The organism is Allorhizobium sp. DMC15, assembly GCF_056314065.1.
Window position 1 is genome coordinate 1,027,473 of sequence record NZ_JBQUZB010000001.1, and the last position, 25,564, is coordinate 1,053,036.

The following is a 25,564-nucleotide window of genomic DNA, read 5'->3' on the forward strand; positions in this document are numbered from 1 at the left end:
GAAAGACCTTCGCGGCGCATAGTGCATGGTCGACAGGTGGGCCGCCGGTGGGGTCGGCGGTTGGGGAGTGTTTCAGGTGAAGGCCGTCATCATCAGGAACCCGGTCGCGGGTGGACGCAGGCAGACAAAGGTCTGGCGGGCAGCGGAGAATGCCATTTCGGCGCAGTTTCCCCGTCTCGAAATTCATGAGAGCCGTTCCAGCGGCGATGCCATCCGTCTGGCGCGCGAGCAGGCCGAACGCGGTTGCGATCTGATGATCGTGGCCGGCGGCGATGGAACGATCAGTGATGTCGTCCATGGTGTCCTCACCTCAAGCCGCCCGGACACACCGCTCGCATTCCTGCCGATCGGCACAGGTTGCGACTTCGTCCGCAACTTTTCGCCGCCAAGCGATTTCGGCGAACTCGCCCGGCGCATTGCCGCAGCGACGCCCCGCAAGATCGATGCCGGGCTTCTGATCGCCCGCGATATCAGGGATAACGAACAGCGCCGTTACTTCGCCAACATCACCAGCGTTGGAATATCGGGGGAAATCGTCGATGCGGTCAATGCGGGTGGTCGCCGCAAGATCGTCACCGGCCCGCTGCGCTTCCTGCTATTCTCCGTCGTGGCGATCCTGCGCTATCGGCCCTACAGCTTTGACATCCTGGTCGACGGAATGCGGGTGCACGAGGGGCGGCTGGCGATTGCGGCCATCGCCAATGGCGGCTGGTTCGGCGGCGGCATGCACATCACGCCACAGGCCGATCTGGCCGACGGTCTGTTCGACCTTGCGGTGATGCGTGAGGAGAGCGCTCTCGGCCTGCTTGGTTTACTGAAGAGTCTTTATTCGGCCGGACACCTCGGTCATCCCCTGCTGAGCTTCCACCGAGGGCGCCGTATCGAACTTCGTCCACACGACCCCGCCCGTTTCCCGGTCGAGGTCGATGGCGAAAATCCTGTTCGTGGCGGATTCGTTGCGGAAATCCTTCCGGCGGCCCTGACGGTCAGGATGTGAGAGCCGCGAGGCGGGTCTTAAAACGCGCCTTCCCATTCCTCCATGGCGGCAATGACGCCCGGCAAGTCCGTCATCCGGGCGATCACCGTTTCCGCGCCCGCATCCGTCAACCGGTCGGCATGCGACGGATAGGTGTGGGAAGCCCCGGTGAAGCCGATGACCCGCATGCCGGCCTCGCGCGCCGCATGAACGCCATGCACGGAATCCTCGACGACCACGCAGCGTGACGGGCTGACATTGAACTGCTTGGCACCATGCAGGAAGATATCCGGCTTGGGCTTGACCCGGTCGGCACCAAGATCTTTTGCCGAATAGATATGCGGCGCGAAATGGTCCTTGAGACCCACCTTGGAGAGCATCATGTCGAGACGATGCGCCGACGAATTGGAACAGATGCAACGCGGCCCCTTGATGCGGGACAGCGCGAACTGGACGCCGTCGATCGCCTTGACCTCCCGTGCGAGCTTCTGGTCGAGCAACTGCTCGGACTTGTCGATCAGACTGGCCGACAGCGGAATGTCGATTTCACTCTCGATCGACAGAAGAATGTTCTTCCAGGTCATTCCGGCAAAACGCTCGCCCATTTCCTCGACCGAAATCGGATAGCCCGCTTCCGTCAGAAGCTTCGATTCCACCTTCGCAGCGATGATCTCGGAATCGACGAGAACGCCGTCGCAATCGAAAAGGGTAAGCTCGAAACTGCTCATGGGAATATCCGTGTGGGGTAGGGGATGGTCGCTCCCTACACGATCGCAAGCGCGAGGACAATCGCGTGCCCCGCATGGCAGGTCTGCCGGTCTCTACCGCACCGCTGCTGGCTCAAGCACCTGCCATCTGCAACAGCACCGCCTCGAAGGATTGTGGATAGCGCGTGAGTCCCCCCGATTTCTCCATCATGTCGGCAAGCCAGACACCATCGGCTGCCAGGCGCACCGCAACCAGATTCGCATCGCCATCCGTCTCGGCATGCCGCGCCATGCGCCCGTCGAGCCAGGACGACCAGAGAGCCCGCAGCGCCGGCTCCGAGACGATGGCGACCGACAGCGCCGCCCAGAGGCTGCGCTCGCCGAGCAGCCGGTCGGAAAAGCAGGCGCGCACATAGGCCCGCGTAAAGCGCCCGCGCGCTACGGGATCACCGGCCATCGTGCGGTCGATCTCCCGGTCCATCTGCTCGAGCAGGTCGGAAAAGACGGCCGCCAGCAGCGCCTGCTTGCTGTCGAAGTGGTGCAGCAAGCCGCCTTTGGTCACCCCGGCGCGGTCGGCGACGGCCTGGATGGTGATCGCTTGCGCCCCCTGTTCGGCGGCGATCTGGGCGGCGCAGTCGAGAAGCGCCCTCCGCACCTGCTCCGGCTGCTTCTTGCGGTGATGGGCGGAGATCGGCGCGCCGGCCGGCGTGGAAGCGGCAGGCATCAATGCGAGACCGTGTTCGACAGGGTGTTCATCACCACCACGCCGGTGACGATCAGCGCGATACCGGCGAGGGCGGCGAGATCCAGGCTCTGCTTGAGATAGAACACGCTGATCAGTGCTGTCAGCACGATGCCGAGCCCGCCCCACATGGCATAGGCGATCCCGAGCGGCATTCCCTTCAGCGCCTGTGACAACAGGTAGAAGGAGGCGACATAGAACATCACCATGCCGGCCGTCGGCAGAAGCTTGGTGAACTGCGCCGACTTCTGCAAAAGCGTCGTGCCGGTGACTTCGAGCACGATGGCCGCGGCCAGCGCGCCATAGGCGGAGAGGGTAGGGTTCATGGCGGAGCTCCGGAAAAGAGAAGCTCAAAACATACCGTACGGTCGGTTTCTTTTCAAGTGTGCTTGCACGCCGATGCAGGTGCCGAACACCCTCGTTGACGTTCCTCTACGAGGCAGCCTCTTAGGATCAGGGTTTGATTGTGCCCTGGTGAAACAGCATTTGCCATTTAGCCCCGTTGCGCACCCATATGGAGCTTCTTGCAACGCGCCTTCGAAACCCGTCAGCGTGGGTGAGCTCAGTCTCATAAGTCAGGAGCATCGCTCCGTCGCTGATCACCTTTAGCGAATAATTCGTAGGCTGCAGGACGTCTTCGGGAGGATCCGCTTCTCGTGCCAACAACTCGATGATCGCTGTCCGGTCGTAGATGGCGCCCGAAGCCCCTATTTCCATGAAGTCTTCAGCTAATAGGTTTTTCAGCGTCTCTTGGCAGCGCCTCACCTCGGGCCGATGGAGGGCTTCTTCCAGTTCCACGATCTCCGGCAGGCTAGGTATACTCATCGGTTAGCCCCTTTGTGCGCCTGAAGCGCGTTTGAACGAGCTGCTCATCCTTGCAATCGTTGTGGCGCTCGGTTCGCGCTCTCCACCGACGGGAAACCACGCCAGAAACTGCCTTTCCCCCTCGGGAGAAAAGCGGATGATCCGGCTATCCTCGACCCGTCGGGCAAGGCCGCGATCGAGAAAATGCGTGAGCAGTTCAGCCCCCAGACTGCCCGCGAGATGTGTCCGTCGCTCGCTCCAGTCGAGGCAGGCGCGGCAGAGCGGACGGCGCTTGGCGCGGAGACTGCCGATATCGAGACCCCGAGTTTCGAGCAGCGCCTCACCCTCTGTCGTCAGCGTCAGCGCCTCGTCCTCCGCCCGGATCGCCCCTAGCGCGACGAGACTGTCGAGCATCCGCACGCCGAAATCGCCGGCCAGATGGTCGTAGCAAATCCGGGCTTTTCGCAGTTCCGGCTCCTTCGGCCCGGTGCGATGACGCAGGTGCCCGCGCGTCGCCGAAAAACTCATCAGGCCTTCGATCATTTCGCCGACATGACCGTCGGCCAGCGCGAAATAACGATGCCGCCCCTGCTTGCGCTGGGAAAGCAGCCCGCCCTCTTCGAGTTTGGAGAGATGCGAGCTCGCCGTCTGCAATGTGACACCGGCAGCCCCCGCCAGCTCCGTCGCCGTCAGCGCCTTGCCGCCGAGCAGCGCCAAGAGCATGTTCGAACGCGCGGGATCGCCGATCAGCGAGGCGATGCGTGCAATGTCTGGGCCTTCTGCCATGTGATCCTCTCTAGATTTTCAACCGCAGTCTGCCTCGCAATTGTAGCCAATGCTTCGATCCCGGTCGAACTATCTAGGGGGCGGCCAAAACTTCGATCCCGATCGAAGCATCCCAGCCTTCGTTCATGGCAAACCCGCCTTGCAACAAACGAGGAGCCACCCATGATCACCTGCATCATCCGCTACAGCATCGACCCCTTCGGTCGCGACGATTTCGCCACCTATGCCCGCAACTGGGGCGAGGCGATCCCGCGCTGCGGCGCCGATCTCGTCGGCTATTTCGCCCCGCATGAGGGCTCGGCCACCACGGCTTATGGCATCTACAACATCGAAAACCTCGCAGCGTACGAGGCCTATCGCGCAAGGCTTGCCGCCGATCCGTTGGGCAAGGCGAACTACGAATTCGCCAGAAACGCCCGTTTCATCCTGCAGGAGGACCGCCTCTTCCTGAAGAACGTCTCCAACCCGGCATCCTCGAAGGTCCAGCCATGATCGCCGTCATCTTCGAGGTGACGCCCTTTCTCGGCGAGCGCCACCGCTATCTCGACCTCGCCGGGGACCTGCGTGCCCATCTGGAGGCGACCGACGGCTTCATCTCCGTCGAGCGCTTCGAGAGCCTGACGACGCGCGGCAAGCTGCTCTCGCTCTCCTTCTGGCGTGATGAAGAAGCGGTTCGCCGCTGGCGCGAGACGGAAGAACACCGGACCGCCCAGTCCGCCGGCCGTGGCGGCGTCTTCGCCGCCTACCGCCTCCGCGTCGCCGAGGTGCTGCGCGACTATGGTCTGGACGACCGTGCCGAGGCCCCGGAGGACAGTCGCGCCCGGCATGGGTGAGGGGAGGGGTTTGGGGATGAGGTTGCAATCCCACTCCCTCGACAAGCCATGCCCCGCTCTCTATGCATGACCGCATGCCCAAGACGCGCGACGATTCCTCGAAGGACACGGTGGCGAGCCGCATCAGCCGCGCGCTGGCGGAGCGCATCATCCATGGCGAACTCGTGCCCGGCGCGCGTCTGGCCCAGGATCATATCGCCGAGGAATTCGGCGCAAGCCATGTGCCGGTGCGCGAAGCTTTCCGACGGCTGGAGGCGCAGGGCCTTGTCGTCTCTCTGCCCCGCCGTGGCGTGCGGGTCGCAAGCTTCGACCTGAAGCAGGTGCGCGAAGTTGCCGAGATGCGCGCGGCGCTGGAAGTGCTCGCCCTCCGCCACGCCGCCCCAAACCTCACGCCCGAGGTTCTGGCCGCCGCCGAACAGGCCGCAGCCGATGCAGACGACGCCAAGGATGTTCGCACCTGGGAGGAGGCCAACCGCCGCTTCCACCGCCTGATCGTCTCCACCTGCGGCATGCCGCGGCTCCTCTCGGTCATCGACGACCTGCATGCCGTCTCCGCTCGCTTCCTATTCGTCGCCTGGCGGGCCACTTGGGAAGCCCGCACCGACCACGACCACCGCGCCATCCTGGAAGCGCTGAAATCCGGAAACGCAACGGAAGCCGCCCGCATCCTCGAACGCCACGTCCAGTGGATCGGCCGCGCGCCCATGCCGGTACCTGGGCGTGCCGAGACGGAAGGCTTTGCGATCGTTGGATGATCAATCCCACCTCCCTTGAGGGGAGGTCGCCGCGAAGCGGCGGGTGGGGTGATCTGCCGCGAGCATGATAGGCGGTGGTGAGACACCAATGTTCACCCCACCCCGGACCTGCTGTCCGACCCTCCCCCTCAAGGGGAGGGGTGGTTCGGCCGAAACGCCGGGCTGGGAGATGGTCCTCACGCGATCTTGTCGATGAACTGCACTTCGCCCGTCTCGATGTCATAGACGGCGGCGATCACCTTCACCGCGCCGCTCTCCACCAGATGCGAGACGATGGGGCTTTCTTCGGTGATGCGCCTGGCGCCGGAAACGGCGTTGTTGCGCACCGTCTGGCCGACGAAATCCTCCGAGGTGAACAGGGCCGAAAGAGCGACCGGCAGGATCGGCTGCACCATCTTGCCGATCGAACCCTCGAGTTCCACACCCTTCTTGACCACGTCGCAGGCGGCCGCCACCGCACCGCACTTCTTGTGACCCATCACCACGACCAGCGGCGCATGCAGATGTTCGGTACCGTATTCGATCGTGCCGAGTGCGCCGGTATCGAGCACATTGCCGGCATTGCGCACGACGAAGAGTTCGCCGAGCGTCACGCCGCCAAAGATGAGCTCTGGCGTCACCCGGCTGTCGGAACAGGTGAGCACGATCGCCCAGGGATGCTGGCCGGCGGCAAGCTCGGTGCGCCGTGCGGCAAGATCGACAGCGCAGGCATTGGCGTCCTCGACGAAACGGCGATTGCCCTCTTTCAGTTTGGCCAGTGCCTGTTTCGGCGTCAGGCCATCGGCCGGCGCCGCGTGCGGGTCGGCGGCCGGCTTGGCCTTGGCCGCCTGAGGGGCATCATGACCGCCTTCGGCCGGCGCTTCGGCTGCATGGGCGTCCGCGTCGTGCGCGTCTGCAGCCGGAGGCGTCTTTGTCTCCGATGCCAGCGCGATCGGCGCGGTCCCGCCGGCGGCAAAGCCGAGGGCGGCCAGTTTCATCAGGTGGCGGCGCTTGAGGCCCCTCGGGCTCTTGATGCTGCAGTCGAGGCACATTGGTCTGCTCCGGTGTACGGTGGATGGGTGTTGATCCGCGCGGCCGGCGGTGAGTGAGAGGTTCACGCCGCCGATGGCCATCGCATGTCGCCATGTCCGCCATCCTGCCCGTCATCGGTAAATTATGGTTTTCTCAACAGGCCTCGTAATCGTGCGGAACTCGACCTTTTTTAGGCTGTGACGACGTCGACGATGGCGTGGGCGGCGGCGGGTCGAAAATTATAGATAATTTGTCACGGAACGACGAACCGCTGAGACAGGCTGAAAAGATTGAAAAAATAGGAAAAATCGGCGTGATTGAAGAGGTCTGCTCATGAGCGTCTGGCTGTTGTCTCTTCTTGCATGTCGAGCCAGCTCTTGCTGGTTAAGAAAATAGTAGATAAAAGAATCACGCCTGAATGAATTATCTATAAAATGGAGTTTGCCCATGACGACCATTCTCGCGCCCGCCGCTCGCGGTTTCGATCCGCTCGGCATATCGGGCCGTTCGCTACCCTTCCAGGCCACGCTTCTCCTCTTCGGCACGTGTGTGCTGGCGCTCGCCTCGCAGATCTCCGTGCCCATGGTGCCGGTACCGATCACCATGCAGACCTTCGCCATGACCATGATCGGTGTGCTCTATGGCTGGCGTCTCGGTTCGCTCACGGTGTTCGCCTGGCTCGGCGAGGCCATGCTCGGCCTGCCGGTTCTCGCCAATGCCTCCGGGGGGATCGCGTCTTTCGTCGGCCCAACGGCAGGCTATCTCGCTGCCTTCCCGATCATCGCAGCCCTCGCCGGTTACCTCGCCGAAAAGGGCTGGACGGGTCAGCGCGTGATCAAGAGTTTTCTCGCCCATCTCTCGGCCAACATCCTCTGCCTCGCCATCGGCGGCGCCTGGCTGTCGTGGTTGATCGGCCTAGAAAAGGGCCTGGCCTTTGGCGTCACGCCCTTCATTCTGGGCGCCGTCATCAAATCGGCGCTCGCTGCCGCCCTGCTGCTGGCGCTGGCCCGCCGAACGGCCCGGCCGCTCGACCTCTGACCGGCCAGTTGTCATAACAGAAGAATGACCGTCCGGCTCCGTCCTCACCACCTGCTCTGCATGCTGACCTATGTCGGCAAGGGCTATTCGCCCGCCTTCGTTGAGAACTACGAAGCCATTGCCGCAAGGCTTTCGGCCGGCGAGGAGATCCAACTGGTGGCGGGGCCGGACGATATCTGTGGGCCTCTGACGGCAGATCCAGAGGCGCATTGCCATGGAGCGAGCGTCGTGGAGCGCGACCGCGAGGCGGCAGACGCCGTCGCCCGGCTGCTCGGCTGTCCGCTGCCGCTCGGTGCCCTTATCACGCCGACCCTTGCCCTGATCGAGCGGCTCCGAGCCAACTTTGCCACGGGTAAGATCCGTTCGGCCTGTGCCGGTTGTGAGTGGTTGGATCTATGTGATCAGGTCGCCGGGGATGGCTTTACCTCGGTGCGCGTTGCGCCCCCGCGCTGATAGGATCAAACGGCAAGCAGTGCGGAGAGAGGGGCTTTTACCTGCACGACAAGACCCGCCGGGGCATAGGTGATGCCGGCCTCGCCCTTGATGTAGCCGACCAGCGCCTTCTCGATCATGCGTGAACCGAACCCCTTGCGGCTCGGGGCAACGACGACCGGCCCCCCGCGTTCGCGCCACTGGAACCGAAGCTCCGGGCCGCTCTCGCCTGGGCCGACGGACCAGGAGATCTCCACCTGGCCTTCGCCATTCGACAGCGCGCCGTATTTCACCGCATTGGTCATCAGCTCGTGCAGTGTCAAAGCGAAGGCGATGCTGCTCTTGGATGATAGATCCACGTCGGGCCCGTCGACATCAACGCGACCGGGATCCTGCGTCGAGATGACGGATTCCACCAGCTGCAACAGTGTTGTCGAGACCTGATTGCGGCTGATGAACAGATCCTGCGCATGGCTGAGTGCGTGCAGGCGCTCAAGGAATGCGGTCCGCGAAGACGCCATGTCGCTGTCGTTGCGCAGAGTTTGGTTGGCGAGCGACTGCACGAGGGCCAGGATGTTCTTGATCCGGTGCGAGAGTTCGCCGCGCAGCAGTTCCTGTTCGATCTCGAAATTCTTGATCGCAGTGATGTCGCGGGACACCGAGAGAATGCTCTCGACGCTGCCGTCTTCGGCCAGGATCGGGCTCACTTTCACGTCCCAGAAACGTCGATTCCCCTTCGCCGTATCGGCATAGCCGGTAAACCGGGCTTCGCGCCCTTCACGCGCGGCTTCAATGGCGGCGATCGCCGCATGATTACCTTCGTCGCGCCAGAAATCGGGCCAGGGACAGCCCTTGATAGCGTTGAAATCGTCGACCTCCATCACACGCCGTCCACCGTCGGTCATGTATTGAAGGCTGCCGTCGAGACCAAGGATCTTGATGCAGTCATCCGAGGACGCCAGGGCCGCCTGCACGAAGCGATGATCATGGATTTCAGTGGGCGACATCTTCATTTTGCACGCGTTACAAGGATTTCAGGTCGAGAAGACTGCATGTGTGAGCGCCTGATGGCCGCGCCCGGTTGGAGCCATGCGTTCGCATCGCTTCGATCTTACACTCTTAACACCGTCGCATGACAGCGCCAGTGATCTCTGGCATCTTTCTTGATGGGAGGCCCAACCATGATCACCCTCGACACCCTGCGCCAGATCATCCTCGCTCTGCCGACCACGGAAGAGACCACCTCCTGGAACGCCGCGTCCTTCAAGGTCAACGGCAGGGTCATGCTGTTCTGGAACCCGACCCATGACTGCCCGGTCTTCAAGGTCCCCTTCGAGGAGCGCGACCACCTGATCGAGATGGACCCAGACACCTTCTTCACCACCGACCATCATCGGCCCTATCCGATGGTGCTGGCCCGGCCCGATCGGGTGGATATCGAATGGGTGCGGGAAAACCTGACGCGTGTGTGGCGGGCACAGGCGAAGAAGGCGGTGGTGAAGGCTTGGGATGAGGCCTCCGCGTCCACTCGGTTATGAAGTCCGCAAGACGTAGCCGGTCGAGAGGTATGCCAAGCATTCGCCTCGTGCGATTTGATGGGGTCTGGCGGCGGCGGGTTTCGTGACTGGTCGTTTCGGTGTAACTTGCCCTTCAATCCATAGCTGCGGAGGCCAAGATGAATACGCGGTCAATTATCGTACGTGCATCCTGGGACGAAGATGCCGAAGTCTGGGTCGCCACGAGCAGTGATATTGAAGGACTGGCAGTGGAATCCGAGAGTATGGAAAAGCTCCAGCCCAAGGTGATGGCTGCCGTAGCAGATTTGCTTGAGTTGAATGGAGTAGGCTCAGATCTGCCGGAAATTCCGGTCCACATTCTCGCAGAACAGATCGGCAAGATACCCAATCCTAGTTTCTGGCACGTCTATGGCGAGCTATCTGCGGGATCTGAAGGAAAGACTGATCGCAGCAGGTTGCACCTTTGTCCGACCGGGTAAGCGCGACCACGAGATTTGGTACAGCCCCATCACGAATCGGCACTTCACGGTCGATCACGGTGTGAGGTCGCGCCACACTGCCAACGAGACCTTGAAGCAAGCGGGGCTGCCGAAAGCTTTCTGAGTTTTTCTGGAATAGCGTCATGCAGTAACACATGGGTGCCATTGGACAAACTCACGAGGGGCATCCCACCCCCGGACAAAATCTCACGTCCTCTTCACCCTTCGGTAACCAACTTCGGTAACCATAAGCCTCGTGTTCCCGTGCTGCGTCAGCGTAAGAGTGAGTAACCGATGGCTTCTGTGTTTCCGATTGCCGAACTCCGCCGTTCGTCCGACCCGTTTGCCTGGGTCGACAGCATCATCAAGGGCGATTGCGTTTCCGCTCTCGAAGCCCTTCCCGACAAATCCGTCGACGTCATCTTCGCCGATCCGCCGTACAACCTGCAGCTCGGCGGCGCGCTGCACCGTCCCGACCAGAGCCTCGTCGATGCCTGCGACGACGAATGGGACCAGTTCGCCTCATTCGAAGCCTATGACGCTTTCACCCGCGCCTGGCTGCTCGCCTGCCGCCGCGTCCTGAAGCCGACTGGAACAATCTGGGTCATCGGCAGCTACCACAACATCTTCCGCGTCGGCGCGACCTTGCAGGACATGAATTTCTGGATCCTCAACGACATCGTCTGGCGCAAGACCAACCCGATGCCGAACTTCAAGGGCCGTCGTTTCCAGAATGCCCATGAGACGATGATCTGGGCCTCGCCCGATCCGAAGGCCAAGGGTTACACCTTCAATTACGATGCGATGAAGGCGGCGAACGACGACGTCCAGATGCGCTCGGACTGGCTCTTCCCGATCTGCTCGGGCGGCGAACGGCTGAAGGGCGACGACGGCAAGAAGGTCCATCCGACCCAGAAGCCGGAAGCGCTGCTGGCCCGTGTCATCATGGCCTCGACCAAGCCCGGTGACATCGTGCTCGACCCCTTCTTCGGCTCCGGCACGACAGGGGCCGTTGCCAAGCGTCTCGGCCGTCACTTCGTCGGCATCGAACGCGAACAGGAATACATCGATGCCGCCTCGGCCCGCATCGCCGCTGTCGAGCCTTTGGGCAAGGTCGAACTGACCGTAATGACCGGCAAGAAGGGCGAAGCCCGCGTTGCTTTCAACACGCTGGTCGAAAGCGGCCTCGTCAAGCCCGGTCAGGTGCTGACCGATGCGAAGCGCCGCCACTCGGCGATCATCCGCGCCGACGGCACACTGGTGTCCGGCGGCGAGGCCGGCTCCATCCATCGCCTCGGTGCCAAGGTACAGGGGCTCGATGCTTGCAACGGCTGGACCTTCTGGCACTTCGAACAGGACGGTGCGCTGAAACCGATCGACGACCTGCGTGCCATCGTCCGTGCTGGCATGATCAAGCTCGACTGAGTTTCGGACGAACGATCAAACGACGGACGCCCGCTCCATGGAGCGGGCGTTGGGCATTCTAAGGCGATGTTTGATCGTCACACCTTATAGTCGGTCACGTCGACCGAGATGATCTTGCCTTCATCGTTGAAGGTAATCGTCTCTTCGCCGAAGCGCACCAACGGCTCGCCCGTTTGGGCATGTGTGGCCTTCAACCGCCAGACGGCGCGCGCCGCCATCGGCGATACGGCTTCGGTCAGTTCATCCACGGCCACCTGGTCCGGATAGGTGTCGAAATAGCGCCGGAACGCGGCCATGATTTCGGTCTTGCCGGAAAGCTGGCCGACCTTCACCGACCCGTAGACCGCATCTTCGGCGAAGAAGCCGTCGATGGTGGCGAAGTCGAGCGCATTGATCGCCTCGTGAAAGGTGCGGGCGGCGGTGACGGGATCAAAAGGCATGGGGTCTCCGGGCAGTGGCAGGGTGTGTTTGCAAAAGTGCAGAGACCGGGACCGGCCCCTGCATGGTGTGTGATCAGTTTACCGTATCTGGTCACGGAGACCAGCTTCGGACAAGCCGCTCGCCGTAACACCGCTGCACAAAACACGGGATGAAACGTCAGCCTATCGACACCGCCCCGTAACGTCTTCGGCCGCTTGCGGCCGGACTGGCGCGGGTCGGGGTCCGCCAACTCCACCCGCGCCTATTTTTTGTCAGCGCTGACGTCAGATCTCGACCCCGAGAGACCGCAGATCCGCCTTCAGCTGTTCGGCACCCGTAAAGTGGACCGCTTTCCAGCCGGCCGCCCGCGCACCTTCCACATTCGGATAGCTGTCGTCGATGAAAACGCAATGCGCTGGCGACAGGCCGTAATCCGTGGCGTGCCGCTCGTAGATCGCGACATCCGGCTTGATCAGACCCACTTCGCCCGAGACGGTGACGCCGCGCGGCTTGTCGAGAAACGGATACATCTTGCGCGCTTCGGAAAAGGTGTCGGCCGCAAAGTTTGTCAGCATGGTCACGTCGTGGCCGGCCTCTATCAGTCCGGTCATGACGGCGACGCTGTCGTCATAGGCATGCGGCACCATCTCGGACCAATATTGCCGGAAGGCGCGGATATTGGCCTCATGTTCGGGAAACTCTGATATCAGCAGGTCTTCCGCCTCTGCCCAGCTGCGCCCGCGGTCCTGCTCGATGTTCCAGTCATGGGTGCAGACCGTGGCAAAGAAGTTCGCCCGTTCGTCGGGATCAGGAATGATCCTTTGAAACGGCAGGTTCGGATCGTAATGGATCAGCACCTTGCCGATGTCGAAGACGATGTGGCGAATCTCGGTCATGTTTTATCCCTTAGGAGTTGGAAATGCTGTCGGGATAGCCGCCACAATTGCCTTCTTCATGACAGTCGGCAGCGCTTCCCCATCAAGTTCGGTGACGGGCACCCAGAAACCGTGATTTCCCGATGGAGTATCGATCGGTCCGACGCGGAAGATCGACAGTCTGAGTTCGAAATGGGTGAAGACATGACTGATCGTGCCCGCCGACTGCCAGTCGGCAGGGAAGGGGGCGGCTTTCAGCCCTGTCTCGCCGTCCTGACGCGATGTCCAGTCCGTCGTCGGCACTTCCGTCATGCCGCCGAGGAGCCCACTCTCCACCCTTTTGCGCAACAACAGTCGCCCGTCGCGATCCACCGCGACAAAGGCCGCCCCCTGCCGCACCGGCTTGGCCTTCTTGGCCGCCTTCACCGGAAAACGTTCGGGATCGTCGTCTGCCAGCGCGAGACAGGCATCGTTGAACGGACAGAGGGCGCAGGCGGGGCGCTTCGGCGTGCACATCGTGGCACCGAGATCCATCATCGCCTGGGCAAAATCGCCCGGCCGGTCGGTCGGTGTCAGTGCCGCGACCTTGGCCTTCATCTGCGGTTTGGAGCCGGGAAGCGGCGCTTCGATGGCATAAAGCCGCGAAATCACCCGCTCGACATTGCCGTCCATCACCGCCGATGGCCGGTTGAAGGCGATCGCCGCGACCGCAGCAGAGGTATAATCACCGATGCCGGGCAGGGCCCTGAGTCCCTCCTCGGTGTCGGGAAAGACACCGCCGTGCTGAAACGCCACCGCTTCGGCGCATTTCTTCAGATTGCGGGCGCGGGCGTAATAGCCGAGCCCGGCCCAGGCGGCCATCACGTCTTCAATTGGCGCCTCGGCGAGCGCAGTCACGCTCGGCCAGCGGCTGATGAACTTGGCGAAATAGGCTTTCACTGCCGCGACCGTCGTCTGCTGCAGCATGACTTCCGACATCCAGATGTGGTAGGGATCCGGCACGGCCCCGGCTTTTGCGGCGGCCGGAGAGATGCGCCAGGGCAACTCCCTGTGATGCCGGTCATACCAGGACAGCAGCGTCTCGGCGCCCGGCTTTGTCTTGTGGTCCATCACGTTTCCGTTTACCTCTATGCCCCGCAAGGGGACCGTTTAAGCATGCATGTATTCGACAGATCGATGGCTGAAAACAATGTTGCAGCCCTCTTCGTCGTTTTCGGGCTGGCTGCGCTGGGCGGCTCCGTCGTCACGGCGCTGCTGGTGATGACTGCCGGCTGGGCCCTGATTTATCTGATGCTCGGGCGCCTGTCTTGGGTTCGTGACCCGGCGCCTCTCGCGTTCAGTGTGGTTCTTCTTTTCTATGTGGCTGTTAACGCCCTGTTTTTCTTTATGCATTTCGGGGAAAATTTCGCCTCTCCGCTGGCCGAGCTTCGCAAATTCGGGCCGCAACTCCTCTTTCTCGCGCCTTTGTTCCTGATGCACAGGCTTGCCGTCTGCAGCGGACGCTGCCTCCTTGCGACGCTGGTACGCGCATCGGCGATTGGCGCGGTTGCCGTTCTTCCGCTCGCCTTGTTTCAGGCCTTCATTCTCGACCAGCGGGTCGAGGGAGGAAGTGGCAATGCGATCCCCTTCGCCATGACCTGCGCTCTGCTGAGCGTGCTTTCTTTGCCCGGCTTGCTCGACACTGACCGCCGCTGGCGGGCGCTGGCGGGGCTTGGTTTCGTCGCTGGATACCTGTGCATCTTCCTGTCGCAGACGAAGGGTCTCATGCCGACCCCTCTCGTCGCAGCGCTTGTTTTTGCTGTTTTCTTTTTGCGCGATCAGGTAAGCGGGCTCAAAATCTTCGCAGGCGTATTTTCGCTGCTCGCGGTGGTCGCCATTGGGTTCTACGTCTCCGGCAGTGTCGAACGGTTCGAAGAAGTCTCGGGCCTGCTGGCGGGGCGGGGCGACATCGCCTGGGGCGCGTCCTATACGGTGAGGCTCGATCTGTGGATGAAAGCGCTGGAATTGGTCCAGTCGGGCTTTTTCGATGGCCATGGCCTCCAGAATCGCCGTGCCCTGATTACGGCCGCCGGATACAGCTACTCGCATTTTCACAATGGCTTCATCACAGCTTTGGTCGATAGCGGAATTGTCGGCCTCATGGCTCTCGTTGCGGTACTGCTAGCGCCTCTGGTCATCGCATGGCGGGCAGAGCGAAACGCTCTTTACGGTCCACGACTGTTCATGGCCTTTTGCCTCGTGGCGACCTATGTCCTGGGTGGCATGAGCAATTTCATCTTCGGCCACGACATCTATGATTCCTTGTTTCTCTGGATCGGCTCGGTGATTGTCGCGAGCGCCATCGCAACGCCCGCACCCGAAGCTTTTGAAACGCTGCCCAAGTCGGGGGCTCCTTGATCATGGAGGGACGAAACTTTCAGCGCCGGGGCGCCAATCAGATCTCCGAGATTGCCAACGGCATCGTCGACCCGGTGCTCGCGCGTCGCGCCGGCATCAACACGGCATTGCTCGGCTCGTGGGAAGATATCGTCGGTGGCGGTTTTGCCGATTGCACCCGACCGGAAAAGATCGCCTGGCCCCGCCGCAGCGATCTCGACGAGGACGGCGGCCATCGCCCGGGCGTCCTGACGATCGCCTGTGAGGGCGCGCGCGCTCTTTTTCTGTCGCATGCCCAAGGTGAACTCATCGCGCGCATCAACGGTTTCTTCGGCTATCCTGCGATCGGCCAGATCCGCATTGTGCAGAAGCCGGTGTCGAACGCGGCCCTCCGCCGTCCCGCACCGAAAAAGCTCGAGGGAGAAAAGGCCCGACATCTGGAAAACCTGATGGAGGGTATCGAAAACGACACCTTACGCCGGGCGATCGAACGCCTGGGGACGGCTGTGCTTTCAAGGACGAAGCGACCCGGCGGGGCCCGCTGAACGACCGCCGCCCTGTGGACGGTTCCGCGTCCGACGTGCAGCGAGGGCGTGAAATGCTGCGTCGCGCATAAGAATGCTGCGCTGCAGCGGCCAAATCTGGGTCGATTGTTCCCCGGCCGTTGCCGCTTGCCGATGGCGAGGGCTACGAATGAGGGCAGACCAAATCCGTGGTTGAGCTTGCCGCGATGGATGCCCCGGTGAACCTTCATAATCCGACATGCTCGCCGCAGCCTGTTCACGACAAGGCGCATCCGCCCGAGGGCGCAGAACCACCTGCTGGCATTTCTCATGGCAATGCAAGCAACGCGTTCGCTTCCGCCCGGTCCGATCACCTCGCCAACACGACTGCCTCGGCGCTTTTTTCCTTGGTCGCCGGCCTGGATGGTCTTGGCACCAGCATTGCCTTCGCCGCGCTGATCTTCACCGGCACGCTCGCCCGGGGCTTCGCCATGGGGGTCGGTCTTATCCTCCTCTCGAGCGTCGTGCTGGTTCTCGCGATGGCGCTGTTCAGCCTTTATCCCTCCAGCATCGGCCAGGTTCGCAAACCGAGCGTCGCGATCCTCGCCACGGCCATTGCCGGCGCGACTTCGACGATGACGGATGCGAGCGACGAGACACGGGTCCTGACAGCCTTCGCCGTCTTGGCATTAAGCGGCCTTTCGACAGGTCTCGTGTTCTGGATTTTCGGCGCTTTCCGCTTCGGTCGGCTCATGCGCTTTCTGCCTTATCCCGTCATTGCCGGCTTCCTGGCCGGCTCTGGCGCGCTGATGGTTCAGGGCGCGGTGATGATGGTGCTGGGTGAAGGCGGCTTCACCGCACTTTCGTTGTCAGAAGGACGTCCGGTCCTCAGCAATCTGCTGGTGGCATTGATTTTCGCCCTTGTTCTGCTTTGGTCTCTCGGCCGTTTCGCCAGTCCCGCTACGGGGCCGCTCGTGATGCTCGGTGCCGGTTTGCTGTTTTACGGGATGCTGACCGTGATCGGCCTGCCGGTCGAGCAAGCCCGCGCCATGCACTGGCTGCCTGCCATGCCACCGTCTGGGGGCCTTGCCCTGCCGTCGCCGCTGGATGTGTTTTCAGGCGCCGACTGGTGGACCGTTGCTCACACCTTGCCGGCCATCGCCTCTGTTGTCCTGCTCAGCATGATCGGCCTCCTCCTCAACACCAGCGGCCTCGAAGTTGCGACCCGCCGCGAGATCGACGCCGATCGGGAAATGCGCACTGCTGGTCTCGCCAACATCGCTGTTGGCCTGTTGGGCGGGCCGCCCGGCTTTTCAAGCCTGTCCATGACCATGCTTGCCAACCGCATGGGTGCAAAAACCCGGTTCGTCGGTCTCGCAACTGCTGCGGTTTTGCTCACGATGTTGCCCTTTGCCGGTGGGCTTGCCGGCATTATGCCCGTGTTCATCGCGGCCGGTCTGATGATGACGCTCGGTTTCGAGATGTTGCACGACTGGCTGTGGAAGGCACGCCGGCAACTGTCGCAGAGTGAATGGCTCACTGTGCTTGCCATTCCTCTCGGCATGGTCGTGGCGGGTTTTCTCCCCGGCATGGCGCTTGGCCTGGCACTGTCGGTGGTCACCTTCGTCTACAACTATGCCAGCCTCTCCGTCATCCGCGTCGAGGCTTCCTCCCGGGAACGCCGATCTCGTGTCGATCGACCGATCGCGGACAACGCGCTTCTCGACCGGGAAGGGGACAGGGTTCTGCTGCTGGAGTTGCAGGAATTTCTCTTCTTCGGCACAGCCGAACAGGTGATGGAGCGGGTCCGTCAGCGTCTCAGCGATCCGGAACGCCCCGCACTCGGCCATGTTGTGATCGACTTCCGGCGGGTGAGCGGCCTTGATGCCGCCGCCGCCGTCACCTTCCTGAAGACGCGCAATCTGCTCGCCGGTGCCGGTGCGGTCCTGGTGTTCTGTGGGCTCCCCGCTCAGGTGGAAAGAACGCTTCGCCTGAACGGTCTCGATCTTGAGGGCGATGATGCGGTTCTGCTGCTGGCCGACATCGACCGGGCCTTGGAGCGCTGCGAGGATCACCTCCTCGCCACCGTCCCGGTAGAAGAGGGCTGGCACGATGTCGAAGACTATCTCGCCCGCACCATCGGCCCCAACGAACGCCTGCACGATCTCGTCGCGGTCATGCAAAGGATCGACGTTTCGCCGGGTGATCGGATCATTCGTGCCGGCGACACCGGTGACGATCTCTATCTTCTCTGGACGGGACGCGCGAGCATTGAGGCCCGGTTGCCGAACGGCAGGGTCCTGCGTCTGCGCACAGTCACTCCAGGCGTCGTGTTGGGCGAAATCGGCATCTACCGCGATGGTCCGCGCACGGCCGACGTCGTTGCCGAACTGCCATCGACGGTGTATCGCCTGACCCGCCGCGAGCTTCTTCTTCTCGAACGGACAGATCCGCATCTCGCCGTGCTGGTTCACCTCCTCTGTGCCACAGCGTTGTCCGAACGCCTCACGATCGCCAATCGCACCGTCCAGGCACTGCATGAATGAATCTCAAATTAGACAAGTCTGCCAAAGGCTTCGCGCGTTTGATCGGCCAAGTTTGGGTCTATCAGGCGCGGCCCGTTGTCGGCTGTTGGCGGCAGGTCTACCAATCGGTAGAACTCCCCGCCTCCCTGGTGCCTCAATCGCCAGTTTGCAGGAACGGCCACGGTGAACGTCAGCAATCACAAGTTCCAGCCTGAACTGCCCGCCGATGCCCTGGTCCCGGCCATGGATCATCCGATACCGAAGGTCCTGCCGAAAGGCAGGCTGGCACAGTTCTCCGCTCCTCTCTTGTTTGCCGCCATCGCGGGCATTGATGGCCTGGGCACCAGCATCGCCTTCGCCGCCTTGATTTTCACCGGGCCGCTCGCCGCCGGTTTCGGAATGGGTGTCGGTGTCATCCTGCTCTCCTGTGTCGTCATCGCGCTGCTGATTGCGCTGCGCAGCCGCTACCCCTCGAGCGTCGGCCAGGTGCAGGAGGCGAGTATCGCCATCCTCGCCACAGCCATCGCTGCCGCCATGGCCTCGCCCTCTTTGCAGGGAGCGTCCGAAGCCACCCGCATTCAGACGGCTTTTGCAATTCTCGGCACGAGTGCGGTGGCCACAGGCGCGATCTTCTGGATCTTCGGCGCCTGCCGCTTCGGTCGCCTGGTCCGTTTCATGCCCTTTTCGGTGGTGGCGGGCTTCCTTGCCGGCTCCGGTTTCTTGCTCATCCAGGGTGCCGTGATGATGGTGGTCGGTGATCGCTCGCTGCCCCAACTCCTCATCCAGCCACTCGGTCACCAGGCGCTCGCCAATCTCTACATCGCGCTGATCTTTGCCATCGTGCTGACCTTCGCCCTGAGGAATGCCAGCAACCCGGTCACCGCCCCGATCGTCATGCTTGCCGGTGCGCTGCTGTTTTACGCCATGCTGGCCTTCCTGGGCGTGACCTCCGAACAGGCACGCATGCTGCAATGGCTGCCGTCCATGCCGCCGACATCGGGTCTGCAACTGCCGTCACCACTTGCCATTGTCACAGGCGCGGACTGGGCGGTGGTCGCCCATGCCGGGCCGGCGATTGCATCGGTGGCGCTGCTCAGCATGGTCGGGGTGCTTCTCAACACCAGCGGCCTTGAGGTCGCAACCCGCCGCGAGATCGATGCCGACGCAGAATTGCGCATTGCGGGGCTTGCCAATCTTCTTGCCGGCGGTCTCGGCGGGGCGCCCGGCTTCACGGGCCTCAGTATGACGCTGCTTGCCAACCGCATGGGCGCCCATGCGCGTTCCGTAGGAGTGGTGACCGCGGCCTTGCTGCTGTTGATGCTGCCCTTTGCCGGACAGCTCGCCGGTGCCATGCCGACCTTCATTGCCGCCGGCCTGATGCTCACCTTGGGTTTCGAACTGATCCATGACTGGCTCTGGGGCTCGCGGCGGCAATTGCCGGTAAGCGAATGGCTGGTGGTGCTGGCTATCCCGCTCGGCATGTTGGCTTTTGGTTTCATCGGTGGCATGGCCCTGGGCCTGGCCCTCTCGATCGTCACCTTCGTTTACAATTATGCGCGGCTTTCGGTGATCCGCGCCGATACCTCGGCCCGGCAGCGACGATCGAGTATCGATAGGCCCATTGCCGAGAACACGCTGCTGGATCTTGAAGGTGATCAGGTCCAGGTGCTCGAGCTGCAGGAATTCCTCTTTTTTGGCACAGTGGAGCAGATCATCGGCGCGGTCCGTCAGCGCCTCGGTGACCGCACGCGACTGTCGCTGCGTTTCGTCATCCTCGATTTTCGCCGGGTGAGCGGCATGGATGCCGCCGCCTGTGCCGCATTCGTCAAGATCCGCAACATGCTGGTCGCGAGCGACGTGGAACTCCTCGTCTGCGGCATGAACAAGCGGGTGGAAACGGCGCTGCGCCGCAACGGCCTGGACGTTGTCGACGACCCGACCGTCGCCGTGGAGCGTGATCTCGACCACGCGCTGGAGCGTTGTGAGGAGCGCCTGTTGGCGTCCTTGCCGGACGAGGTGGACTGGAGCGATGTCGAGGATTACCTCGCCCAGACGATCGGTCCCAATGCTCGGCTGCAGGATCTGGTCGCGGCCATGGAACGGATCGATCTTCAGCCCGGCGACCGGTTCATCCGCGCAGGCGAGATCGGTGACGATCTTTTCCTCTTGTGGAAGGGCCGCGCGCGAGTTGAAGCGCGTTTGCCGGATGGGCGTTCCTTGCGTCTGCGAACGGTCAAGCCGGGTGTCGTGCTCGGCGAAATCGCCATCTATCGCGGCGGCCCACGCACGGCCGATGTCGTGGCCGACATACCCTCGACCGTCTACCGTCTCGGCCGCCAGCAACTGCGCCACCTGGAAACGGTGGATCCGCAACTGGCGCTTCTGATCCACCGGCTCTGTGCGACCACGCTCGCAGAGCGTCTCACCATCGCCAACCGCGTTGTGCAGTCGCTGCACGAATAGACCGCACGAACGGATCGGGTGGCGAAGCCTGCGGGACAGAAAGAGCGTGTTCGGCGCTACTTGCTGTTTGCGGTAAACACGCCGTCCCAGTCATCGGGAGCGGTTTCAGGCAGCGTTTCAAGACGCGAACGATAAAGCCTTTGGGTCCCGGACAGCGGATTGGGCGCCAGCGACAGCAACGCCTCGACCATTCGCCGGCAGGCGTCGAGATCGCCTGTTTGCCACAGGTCGAGAAACGCCTCGTGCCGGGCGAGGATCGGCGCAAGGTCGCTGACGGCGGGATCACTCTCGCGCCCAAGCAGCGTGTAGAGCCGCACGGCTGCCCGCCGCCCGACCACCCGCACGCGATCCACCTCGGCAAACACGAAACCGGGCGCCTGGCGAACCACCTCCTCGGTGACCAGGATCGCGACGTCATAGAGCTTCGTCATGCCTTCGACGCGGGAAGCCAGATTGACGCTGTCGCCGAGACATGAATAGCTGAAACGCTGGTCTGAACCGAGATTGCCGACGCAGGCCATGCCGGTGTTGAGGCCGATGCCGATCTTCAGGGCCGTGCCGCGCTCCCGGTTCAGCGCATCGAGTGCCGCGATCATCGCAAGCGACGCATCGCAGGCTTTCCTCGCATGCTCGGCAATGTCGAGGGGAGCGTTCCAGAACGCCATGATCGCATCGCCGATATACTTGTCGATCGTCGCCTCGCGCTCCAGCAAAACGTCGGTCATCGGCGTCAGGAAGCCGTTGAGCAGCGCGGTCAGTTCGGTCGGCGTGAGACTTTCGGACAGGGTCGTGAATCCACGAATGTCCGAGAACAGGATCGTCAGCTCCCGATCCTCGCCGCCGAGCTTCAGCCCTTCCGGGTTCTCCGACAGCCGTTCCACCAGCGTCGGCGAAAGGTAGCGGCCGAAGCTTTCGCGCACGAAGCGCTTTTCCCGATGCGTCAGCATCAGGAGAAGGGGCAGGGCGGTGAGAAGCACCGAGGCCAGTCCGCCGAGCGGCAGCAGGGGATCGAAAAGGAGGAGCGCCTTGGAAAAGGCAAGCCAGGAGGCAGCTCCGACGGCCACCGAAAGGATGAGCGCGACAGCCACGGCAATGGCCGGCGAGCCAAGCGCGAGCGCGGCCACCAGCATGAGGCCGACTGCGACCGCAACAACCCGTTCCGCACCGGTAATCCAGTCCGGTCGTTGCAGGAAAATGCCGCTGGCGATCTGGTCGATGATCTCCGCATGCACCTTGACCCCTGGCATCGCCGGATCGACGGGTGTCGCCACGAGATCACGCAAGCCCACGGCACTGGTTCCGATCAACAGAATGCGCCCTTCGATCATCGGCCCGAGGATTGCTGCCTTTGCCGGATCGAGAAGGTCTGCGGCCGAGATCACCGGCATCGCGGGCAAACCCGAGTAATAGATCCACATCTCCCCGCCGGGGCCGACAGGCACATCCAGCGCGCCCACCCGCAGGTCTGTCATCGCCAGCCGGCCGCCACTTTCAGCCGAGCGGACGATGAAGGAGCCGGCCTGTTGCGCGATGCGAAGCGTCTCGACGGAAAGGGCTGGATAGAGCCTGCCCTGGGCGCTCGAAACGAGCGGAAAGCTGCGGATAATGTTGTCTGCCGAAGGCGGAAAGGAGAAGTATCCGATCGCATTCGTCGCCTCGGTCAGAACCTTAAGGTTCGAGAGTGCCCCGGAAAAGCGGTCGAGCGCCGGAGCGGGGTCTTTGCCCAGGAAGGAGAAGCCAGCTTTCGGTGGCGCGACGGGCGCCTCTGTTTCGTTGGTCAGTGCAATGCCGAGAGCCACGGGGTTGTCCCCTGCGGCCCGGGCCAGGGCAAGATCCGGATCGGGCAGGGCAGCCGTGGCGATTTCGAGCGACACGCCCTGGCGGCGCATTTCCTCGATCAGTCGTGATGGCGCGGTGCGGTCCGGCTCCGAAAACACGATGTCGAAGCCGATTGCAGCCGCCCCGAGCCCGCTCGCGCGCACCACCATGTCGGCGACCACCCGCCGCGACCACGGCCACTGGCCGAGCCTGGCGATCGAGGCCTCGTCGATGTCGATAACGGCCACGGGCGGATCGGTCGCCACACGCGGCTTGATGCTCTGGTAACTGTCGAACACGAGAGCCGTGAGGCGAAAGGCCTGCCCGGCGAAGACAGCCTGCAGCGTGATGAAACCCGTCAGCGCCGCCGCTCCGATCAGCATCACCCCTGTTCGCCGCCGCTGCGAGGACGACAGACGCCACCCTTTCGGGCGAGCCTGTGACTTCGCTGCGCCCGCCGTCTGGCCTGTCACGGAAAGATCTCAGACGTGCTGCCGGCAAAGATGCCAGTGGAAGACCAGCTTCCATCGACGGCGGTAAAGTTGCCCATGATGCCTTTGACATTGCCGAGCGTCGTGCCGGAGCCATCGGAAGCAAACGCGCCAGTGATGCTGCTCGTCATCGAACCGACGGTGCTGCTACCAGTGAAGGAGGACTTGGGCGCGCCGCTATTGTCGAAACTGACGACTGTCGTGAAATCCTTGCTGTCGAAATCATTGATTTCCACCGTGCCCTGTCGCGCACCGAAATTCATCGTCGACGTCATGGTGCCGGTCGCAATGTACTGGGATGATCCATTGATCACCGTCCCGACCGCGTTCCCGTTATAGGTAGCGCTTCCGGTCGTGGGCACAGCGGTATTGGCGGGCTGCTGGCCGATGATCCAGTTGCCGAGATGGACCGAGGTCGAGGTTTCCGGCCCCTGGGCTTGGCCCCACCAACCCCAAGTCATGAATTCGCAATTTCTGCAGATTTCTGCGCTCGCCGTGACCGTCGGCCCGTTGTGATATTCAAAGATCTCGGCCGGAACTACCTTGGAGGAAACGATGTAGGAACCGTCGACCTCGCCGGCGGCCGCGATCAGCTGGTCATTAAGGTAGGCGGTTTGCGAATTGCTCGCAGACATATAGACTTCGGCATCCTCAACGCTGTTGATCCCATCGACGTGGATGGCACCGATAAAGCTGTTTGTCGTCCCGTTGACATTCCAGGATACCGTGCCAGTGGCCAGTTCGGTGGTGCTGGAGCTGTTCATCGCGCCAGCCGCGAAGCCGGTGACTGTCTTGTTGGCAAAAGATCTCCTACCACCATTTTCGGTCGCGGTGTCGTCACGGCTGACGACATTGGCGCCCGTGTCCAAGGTGTTGCCACCGCCCCCCCAGTTCTCCTGGCTACCCGCGATCACCATGTATTCGCCGTTATTGCCGAACAACTGATCTTTGCCCGCACTGCCGCCGATGGTTTCGACCGTGGACTGCTCGTTGGCCACGGTGGAGGAGGCGCTCGAAAGATAGCCGCCCGAACTGAGGGCCGTCAGTCCCTTGCCGCCGCTTGCCAGATGGGCGAAGGTGCCTGCCGTGACGTTGATCGCGCTTGTCTGGTTCGTTCCATCGCCGCTGATGGAGAGGGAGGCCTGGATCGCCTTGCCGACGATCGCGTCGCTGTCATATGTGGTACCCGACGCCCCCACCACGAGCAGATCGCTCGATACCACATCGGTGGTATCAAGCGCTGCAGCGAGAGCCGGATTGACTGCCCCGATCGTAACGGCACCGGAGGCGGGATCCTCACTTACGACATAATGCAGCACGTCTGTCCCCGAGAAGGTCGAGGCCATACTCGCCGTCTTGCCACCCACCACGTAGAAGGGCTTGTCGTCCGAAATCGAGCGCATCAGATAGGCAACGAACTCCCCGCTGCCGGTGTAGGCGGTGCCGGTCAAATTGCCCAGAATGCTACTGGTACCTGTTGCCGCCGCGTCGGTCAGGGTGTTGGACGCTGTGATGCCGGTCAGGGTAAAACTTGCGCCGTCCCCATCTGTGCCCGACCATGAGCCGTCGCTCTGCTTGGTCATGCGACCGTAGCTGCTCGTCAGTTCCTCGTCGTTCCACTGATTCACCGTCTGGTAAACCACGCCCACCGATCCATCCCAGGAACTCTCAGGCCGCGTCGTATCCCGCGTGGCTTCCGCCGCAATCTGCTCCGGCGACTTCACCGGAAGCGGCTTCGGCTGGGGAATAGGAATGTTGTTCTTCGCTGGAGGCTGCTGCGAATTGTTGGTCGCCACCTGGCTGTTGCGCACGCTGTTGTCGGTTGGCACGGTCTGCGCGCCACCCGTCAGGCCCGGCCGCCCGGCCAGATATTGCTGCAGGGAGCTTACCCAGACCGGCGGAGTGCGCTGGACCGCATTGCCGCCGCTGCCGGCGACGATCGAATACCCCGGGCGGAAGACGCGCTGCGAGGCGCCGCGGCTGTTCAGTTCCACCTGTTTACCGAAGACCAGCGAGACATGCGGTGGGATTACCTGTCCGTCTGCAGTCTTGCCGTCGAGGTTGATGTCCACCACGGCGCCGCGAATGCCGGCCGTGCCGATCGGCGTGTCGATCTTGACATCGCCGCCGGCCTTCGACGCCTTGCCGCCGATAAAGCGCAGAGCCCCTTTGGTCATGGTTGCGGCAAGCGATGCCGTCTGCTTCTCCGGATCGTAGACGAAGCTGTCGATGACGATGGAAGAATTCGGCCCGACCGTGAACGAGGTGCCGTCGGCGAGCAGGATCTGCACCAGGCCTTCCGGTCCGGTCTCGATCCGCTGATCGCGCACCACGGGATCGCCGAGTGAGATCAGCTTGCGTTTTCCGCTCGGCTCCAACGCTGATGCGGTCGGGTTCACCGCCGCCGTCACGCCGGCAACGCTGGTTTCGGCATGGCCCGGTGCTGCGGTCGAGACGACCATGGCGACGGATGCGGCGAGAAGCGCTGATGTCGACAGGATGCGGTTCATGTTGCTCTCCTAGGGCAGCGCCGGCGAAAGGGCGTGTGGCGGTCTTGCGTCCGGACTGCGTTCATCAATGGCGTACAG

Annotated in this window: 26 protein-coding genes; 14 read left to right on the forward strand and 12 right to left on the reverse strand. The window is 62.6% G+C overall.

The genetic code is table 11. The annotated features are described in order from the left end of the window. Nucleotides 1–25 precede the first annotated feature (25 nt). On the forward strand, nt 26–997 hold the full coding sequence (locus tag ACT53S_RS04990; protein WP_476066127.1) for a diacylglycerol/lipid kinase family protein: 972 nt from the start codon (nt 26–28) through the stop codon (nt 995–997). Nucleotides 998–1,014: 17 nt separating this feature from the next. Here the strand turns inward: ACT53S_RS04990 and ACT53S_RS04995 are convergent, their stop codons facing one another. The 5 genes from ACT53S_RS04995 to ACT53S_RS05015 form a co-directional block, all read right to left on the reverse strand. After that, a complete protein-coding gene (locus ACT53S_RS04995; RefSeq protein ID WP_476066128.1) occupies nt 1,015–1,704 on the reverse strand; it encodes an HAD family hydrolase in 690 nt (229 codons plus the stop codon). Nucleotides 1,705–1,816: 112 nt separating this feature from the next. After that, a complete protein-coding gene (locus ACT53S_RS05000; RefSeq protein ID WP_476066129.1) occupies nt 1,817–2,407 on the reverse strand; it encodes a TetR/AcrR family transcriptional regulator in 591 nt (196 codons plus the stop codon). Then, entirely contained in the window at nt 2,407–2,751 is a 345-nt protein-coding gene (locus ACT53S_RS05005; RefSeq protein ID WP_476066130.1) for a DMT family transporter, read from the reverse strand. Before ACT53S_RS05005 ends, ACT53S_RS05000 begins: the two co-directional genes overlap by 1 nt. A 127-nt stretch (nt 2,752–2,878) precedes the next feature. Continuing rightward, nucleotides 2,879–3,250 (reverse strand): nuclear transport factor 2 family protein, encoded by a 372-nt coding sequence (locus ACT53S_RS05010; RefSeq protein WP_476066131.1) that lies wholly within the window; start codon nt 3,248–3,250, stop codon nt 2,879–2,881. 3 nt (nt 3,251–3,253) lie between these two features. Further along, nucleotides 3,254–4,015, reverse strand: a complete 762-nt coding sequence (locus tag ACT53S_RS05015; RefSeq protein ID WP_476066132.1) for an ArsR/SmtB family transcription factor — start codon at nt 4,013–4,015, stop codon at nt 3,254–3,256. 162 nt (nt 4,016–4,177) lie between these two features. On the opposite strand from ACT53S_RS05015, the gene ACT53S_RS05020 reads away from it, so the two are divergent. The 3 genes from ACT53S_RS05020 (at nt 4,178) to ACT53S_RS05030 (ending at nt 5,603) form a co-directional block, all read left to right on the forward strand. Next, the gene (locus ACT53S_RS05020) at nt 4,178–4,507 is read left to right on the forward strand and encodes an NIPSNAP family protein (RefSeq protein WP_476066133.1); all 330 of its coding nucleotides are present in this window, start codon (nt 4,178–4,180) and stop codon (nt 4,505–4,507) included. After that, nucleotides 4,504–4,848 (forward strand): antibiotic biosynthesis monooxygenase family protein, encoded by a 345-nt coding sequence (locus tag ACT53S_RS05025; protein WP_476066134.1) that lies wholly within the window; start codon nt 4,504–4,506, stop codon nt 4,846–4,848. Before ACT53S_RS05020 ends, ACT53S_RS05025 begins: the two co-directional genes overlap by 4 nt. 74 nt (nt 4,849–4,922) lie before the next feature. Further along, complete coding sequence (locus tag ACT53S_RS05030) at nt 4,923–5,603, forward strand: GntR family transcriptional regulator (protein ID WP_476066135.1); 681 nt, start codon at nt 4,923–4,925, stop codon at nt 5,601–5,603. Between the two features lie 176 nt (nt 5,604–5,779). Here the strand turns inward: ACT53S_RS05030 and ACT53S_RS05035 are convergent, their stop codons facing one another. Continuing rightward, nucleotides 5,780–6,634 (reverse strand): carbonic anhydrase, encoded by an 855-nt coding sequence (locus ACT53S_RS05035; protein ID WP_476066136.1) that lies wholly within the window; start codon nt 6,632–6,634, stop codon nt 5,780–5,782. 427 nt (nt 6,635–7,061) lie between these two features. On the opposite strand from ACT53S_RS05035, the gene ACT53S_RS05040 reads away from it, so the two are divergent. Together ACT53S_RS05040 and ACT53S_RS05045 are read left to right on the forward strand one after the other, a co-directional pair. Next, nucleotides 7,062–7,652: a biotin transporter BioY gene (locus ACT53S_RS05040; RefSeq protein ID WP_476066137.1), complete on the forward strand. Its 591-nt coding sequence runs from the start codon at nt 7,062–7,064 to the stop codon at nt 7,650–7,652. 24 nt (nt 7,653–7,676) lie between these two features. Further along, nucleotides 7,677–8,105 (forward strand): DUF1284 domain-containing protein, encoded by a 429-nt coding sequence (locus tag ACT53S_RS05045; protein WP_476066138.1) that lies wholly within the window; start codon nt 7,677–7,679, stop codon nt 8,103–8,105. Nucleotides 8,106–8,110: 5 nt separating this feature from the next. Here ACT53S_RS05045 and ACT53S_RS05050 read toward each other — a convergent pair whose 3' ends face one another. Further along, nucleotides 8,111–9,091, reverse strand: a complete 981-nt coding sequence (locus ACT53S_RS05050) for a sensor histidine kinase (protein ID WP_476066139.1) — start codon at nt 9,089–9,091, stop codon at nt 8,111–8,113. Nucleotides 9,092–9,265: 174 nt separating this feature from the next. Here ACT53S_RS05050 and ACT53S_RS05055 point away from each other — a divergent pair, with 174 nt between their 5' ends. The 4 genes from ACT53S_RS05055 (at nt 9,266) to ACT53S_RS05070 (ending at nt 11,505) form a co-directional block, all read left to right on the forward strand. Further along, nucleotides 9,266–9,622, forward strand: coding sequence for an MmcQ/YjbR family DNA-binding protein (locus tag ACT53S_RS05055; RefSeq protein WP_476066140.1), 357 nt, complete (start codon nt 9,266–9,268; stop codon nt 9,620–9,622). A 137-nt stretch (nt 9,623–9,759) separates the two neighbouring features. Beyond that, nucleotides 9,760–10,080, forward strand: coding sequence for a DUF1902 domain-containing protein (locus ACT53S_RS05060; protein WP_476066141.1), 321 nt, complete (start codon nt 9,760–9,762; stop codon nt 10,078–10,080). Continuing rightward, the gene (locus ACT53S_RS05065) at nt 10,010–10,204 is read left to right on the forward strand and encodes a type II toxin-antitoxin system HicA family toxin (protein ID WP_476066142.1); all 195 of its coding nucleotides are present in this window, start codon (nt 10,010–10,012) and stop codon (nt 10,202–10,204) included. The genes ACT53S_RS05060 and ACT53S_RS05065 overlap by 71 nt, the downstream gene beginning before the upstream one ends. 170 nt (nt 10,205–10,374) lie before the next feature. Continuing rightward, on the forward strand, nt 10,375–11,505 hold the full coding sequence (locus ACT53S_RS05070) for a DNA methyltransferase (RefSeq protein ID WP_476066143.1): 1,131 nt from the start codon (nt 10,375–10,377) through the stop codon (nt 11,503–11,505). 77 nt (nt 11,506–11,582) lie between these two features. Here ACT53S_RS05070 and ACT53S_RS05075 read toward each other — a convergent pair whose 3' ends face one another. The 3 genes from ACT53S_RS05075 to mutY all read right to left on the reverse strand — a co-directional run bounded on the left by ACT53S_RS05075 (nt 11,583) and on the right by mutY (nt 13,910). Continuing rightward, nucleotides 11,583–11,945: a nuclear transport factor 2 family protein gene (locus ACT53S_RS05075; protein WP_476066144.1), complete on the reverse strand. Its 363-nt coding sequence runs from the start codon at nt 11,943–11,945 to the stop codon at nt 11,583–11,585. A gap of 264 nt (nt 11,946–12,209) precedes the next feature. Further along, nucleotides 12,210–12,821: an HAD family hydrolase gene (locus tag ACT53S_RS05080; RefSeq protein ID WP_476066145.1), complete on the reverse strand. Its 612-nt coding sequence runs from the start codon at nt 12,819–12,821 to the stop codon at nt 12,210–12,212. A 3-nt stretch (nt 12,822–12,824) separates the two neighbouring features. Beyond that, nucleotides 12,825–13,910, reverse strand: coding sequence for an A/G-specific adenine glycosylase (mutY, locus tag ACT53S_RS05085; RefSeq protein WP_476066146.1), 1,086 nt, complete (start codon nt 13,908–13,910; stop codon nt 12,825–12,827). A 66-nt stretch (nt 13,911–13,976) separates the two neighbouring features. Between mutY and ACT53S_RS05090 the strand changes: the two genes are divergently transcribed. From ACT53S_RS05090 to ACT53S_RS05105, 4 genes are all read left to right on the forward strand, one after another. Next, the gene (locus ACT53S_RS05090; protein ID WP_476066147.1) at nt 13,977–15,197 is read left to right on the forward strand and encodes an O-antigen ligase family protein; all 1,221 of its coding nucleotides are present in this window, start codon (nt 13,977–13,979) and stop codon (nt 15,195–15,197) included. 2 nt (nt 15,198–15,199) lie between these two features. Then, nucleotides 15,200–15,721: a DUF721 domain-containing protein gene (locus tag ACT53S_RS05095; protein WP_476066148.1), complete on the forward strand. Its 522-nt coding sequence runs from the start codon at nt 15,200–15,202 to the stop codon at nt 15,719–15,721. A gap of 197 nt (nt 15,722–15,918) precedes the next feature. Then, the gene (locus ACT53S_RS05100; RefSeq protein ID WP_476066149.1) at nt 15,919–18,225 is read left to right on the forward strand and encodes a SulP family inorganic anion transporter; all 2,307 of its coding nucleotides are present in this window, start codon (nt 15,919–15,921) and stop codon (nt 18,223–18,225) included. A gap of 162 nt (nt 18,226–18,387) precedes the next feature. Further along, nucleotides 18,388–20,667 (forward strand): SulP family inorganic anion transporter, encoded by a 2,280-nt coding sequence (locus ACT53S_RS05105; protein ID WP_476066150.1) that lies wholly within the window; start codon nt 18,388–18,390, stop codon nt 20,665–20,667. A gap of 56 nt (nt 20,668–20,723) precedes the next feature. On the opposite strand, the gene ACT53S_RS05110 is transcribed toward ACT53S_RS05105, so the two are convergent. Both ACT53S_RS05110 and ACT53S_RS05115 read right to left on the reverse strand, forming a co-directional pair. Continuing rightward, the gene (locus ACT53S_RS05110) at nt 20,724–22,958 is read right to left on the reverse strand and encodes a CHASE2 domain-containing protein (protein ID WP_476066151.1); all 2,235 of its coding nucleotides are present in this window, start codon (nt 22,956–22,958) and stop codon (nt 20,724–20,726) included. Next, nucleotides 22,955–25,486, reverse strand: a complete 2,532-nt coding sequence (locus ACT53S_RS05115) for a FecR domain-containing protein (protein WP_476066152.1) — start codon at nt 25,484–25,486, stop codon at nt 22,955–22,957. Before ACT53S_RS05115 ends, ACT53S_RS05110 begins: the two co-directional genes overlap by 4 nt. Nucleotides 25,487–25,564 lie beyond the last annotated feature (78 nt).

Excerpts from the sequence above, each read along its gene's own strand:
- ACT53S_RS04990 (WP_476066127.1), top strand. The coding sequence starts at position 26 with ATGGTCGACAGGTGGGCCGCCGGTGGGGTCGGCGGTTGGGGAGTGTTT.
- ACT53S_RS04995 (WP_476066128.1), bottom strand. The coding sequence starts at position 1,704 with ATGAGCAGTTTCGAGCTTACCCTTTTCGATTGCGACGGCGTTCTCGTC.
- ACT53S_RS05000 (WP_476066129.1), bottom strand. The coding sequence starts at position 2,407 with ATGCCTGCCGCTTCCACGCCGGCCGGCGCGCCGATCTCCGCCCATCAC.
- ACT53S_RS05005 (WP_476066130.1), bottom strand. The coding sequence starts at position 2,751 with ATGAACCCTACCCTCTCCGCCTATGGCGCGCTGGCCGCGGCCATCGTG.
- ACT53S_RS05010 (WP_476066131.1), bottom strand. The coding sequence starts at position 3,250 with ATGAGTATACCTAGCCTGCCGGAGATCGTGGAACTGGAAGAAGCCCTC.
- ACT53S_RS05015 (WP_476066132.1), bottom strand. The coding sequence starts at position 4,015 with ATGGCAGAAGGCCCAGACATTGCACGCATCGCCTCGCTGATCGGCGAT.
- ACT53S_RS05020 (WP_476066133.1), top strand. The coding sequence starts at position 4,178 with ATGATCACCTGCATCATCCGCTACAGCATCGACCCCTTCGGTCGCGAC.
- ACT53S_RS05025 (WP_476066134.1), top strand. The coding sequence starts at position 4,504 with ATGATCGCCGTCATCTTCGAGGTGACGCCCTTTCTCGGCGAGCGCCAC.
- ACT53S_RS05030 (WP_476066135.1), top strand. The coding sequence starts at position 4,923 with ATGCCCAAGACGCGCGACGATTCCTCGAAGGACACGGTGGCGAGCCGC.
- ACT53S_RS05035 (WP_476066136.1), bottom strand. The coding sequence starts at position 6,634 with ATGTGCCTCGACTGCAGCATCAAGAGCCCGAGGGGCCTCAAGCGCCGC.
- ACT53S_RS05040 (WP_476066137.1), top strand. The coding sequence starts at position 7,062 with ATGACGACCATTCTCGCGCCCGCCGCTCGCGGTTTCGATCCGCTCGGC.
- ACT53S_RS05045 (WP_476066138.1), top strand. The coding sequence starts at position 7,677 with ATGACCGTCCGGCTCCGTCCTCACCACCTGCTCTGCATGCTGACCTAT.
- ACT53S_RS05050 (WP_476066139.1), bottom strand. The coding sequence starts at position 9,091 with ATGTCGCCCACTGAAATCCATGATCATCGCTTCGTGCAGGCGGCCCTG.
- ACT53S_RS05055 (WP_476066140.1), top strand. The coding sequence starts at position 9,266 with ATGATCACCCTCGACACCCTGCGCCAGATCATCCTCGCTCTGCCGACC.
- ACT53S_RS05060 (WP_476066141.1), top strand. The coding sequence starts at position 9,760 with ATGAATACGCGGTCAATTATCGTACGTGCATCCTGGGACGAAGATGCC.
- ACT53S_RS05065 (WP_476066142.1), top strand. The coding sequence starts at position 10,010 with ATGGCGAGCTATCTGCGGGATCTGAAGGAAAGACTGATCGCAGCAGGT.
- ACT53S_RS05070 (WP_476066143.1), top strand. The coding sequence starts at position 10,375 with ATGGCTTCTGTGTTTCCGATTGCCGAACTCCGCCGTTCGTCCGACCCG.
- ACT53S_RS05075 (WP_476066144.1), bottom strand. The coding sequence starts at position 11,945 with ATGCCTTTTGATCCCGTCACCGCCGCCCGCACCTTTCACGAGGCGATC.
- ACT53S_RS05080 (WP_476066145.1), bottom strand. The coding sequence starts at position 12,821 with ATGACCGAGATTCGCCACATCGTCTTCGACATCGGCAAGGTGCTGATC.
- mutY (WP_476066146.1), bottom strand. The coding sequence starts at position 13,910 with ATGGACCACAAGACAAAGCCGGGCGCCGAGACGCTGCTGTCCTGGTAT.
- ACT53S_RS05090 (WP_476066147.1), top strand. The coding sequence starts at position 13,977 with ATGGCTGAAAACAATGTTGCAGCCCTCTTCGTCGTTTTCGGGCTGGCT.
- ACT53S_RS05095 (WP_476066148.1), top strand. The coding sequence starts at position 15,200 with ATGGAGGGACGAAACTTTCAGCGCCGGGGCGCCAATCAGATCTCCGAG.
- ACT53S_RS05115 (WP_476066152.1), bottom strand. The coding sequence starts at position 25,486 with ATGAACCGCATCCTGTCGACATCAGCGCTTCTCGCCGCATCCGTCGCC.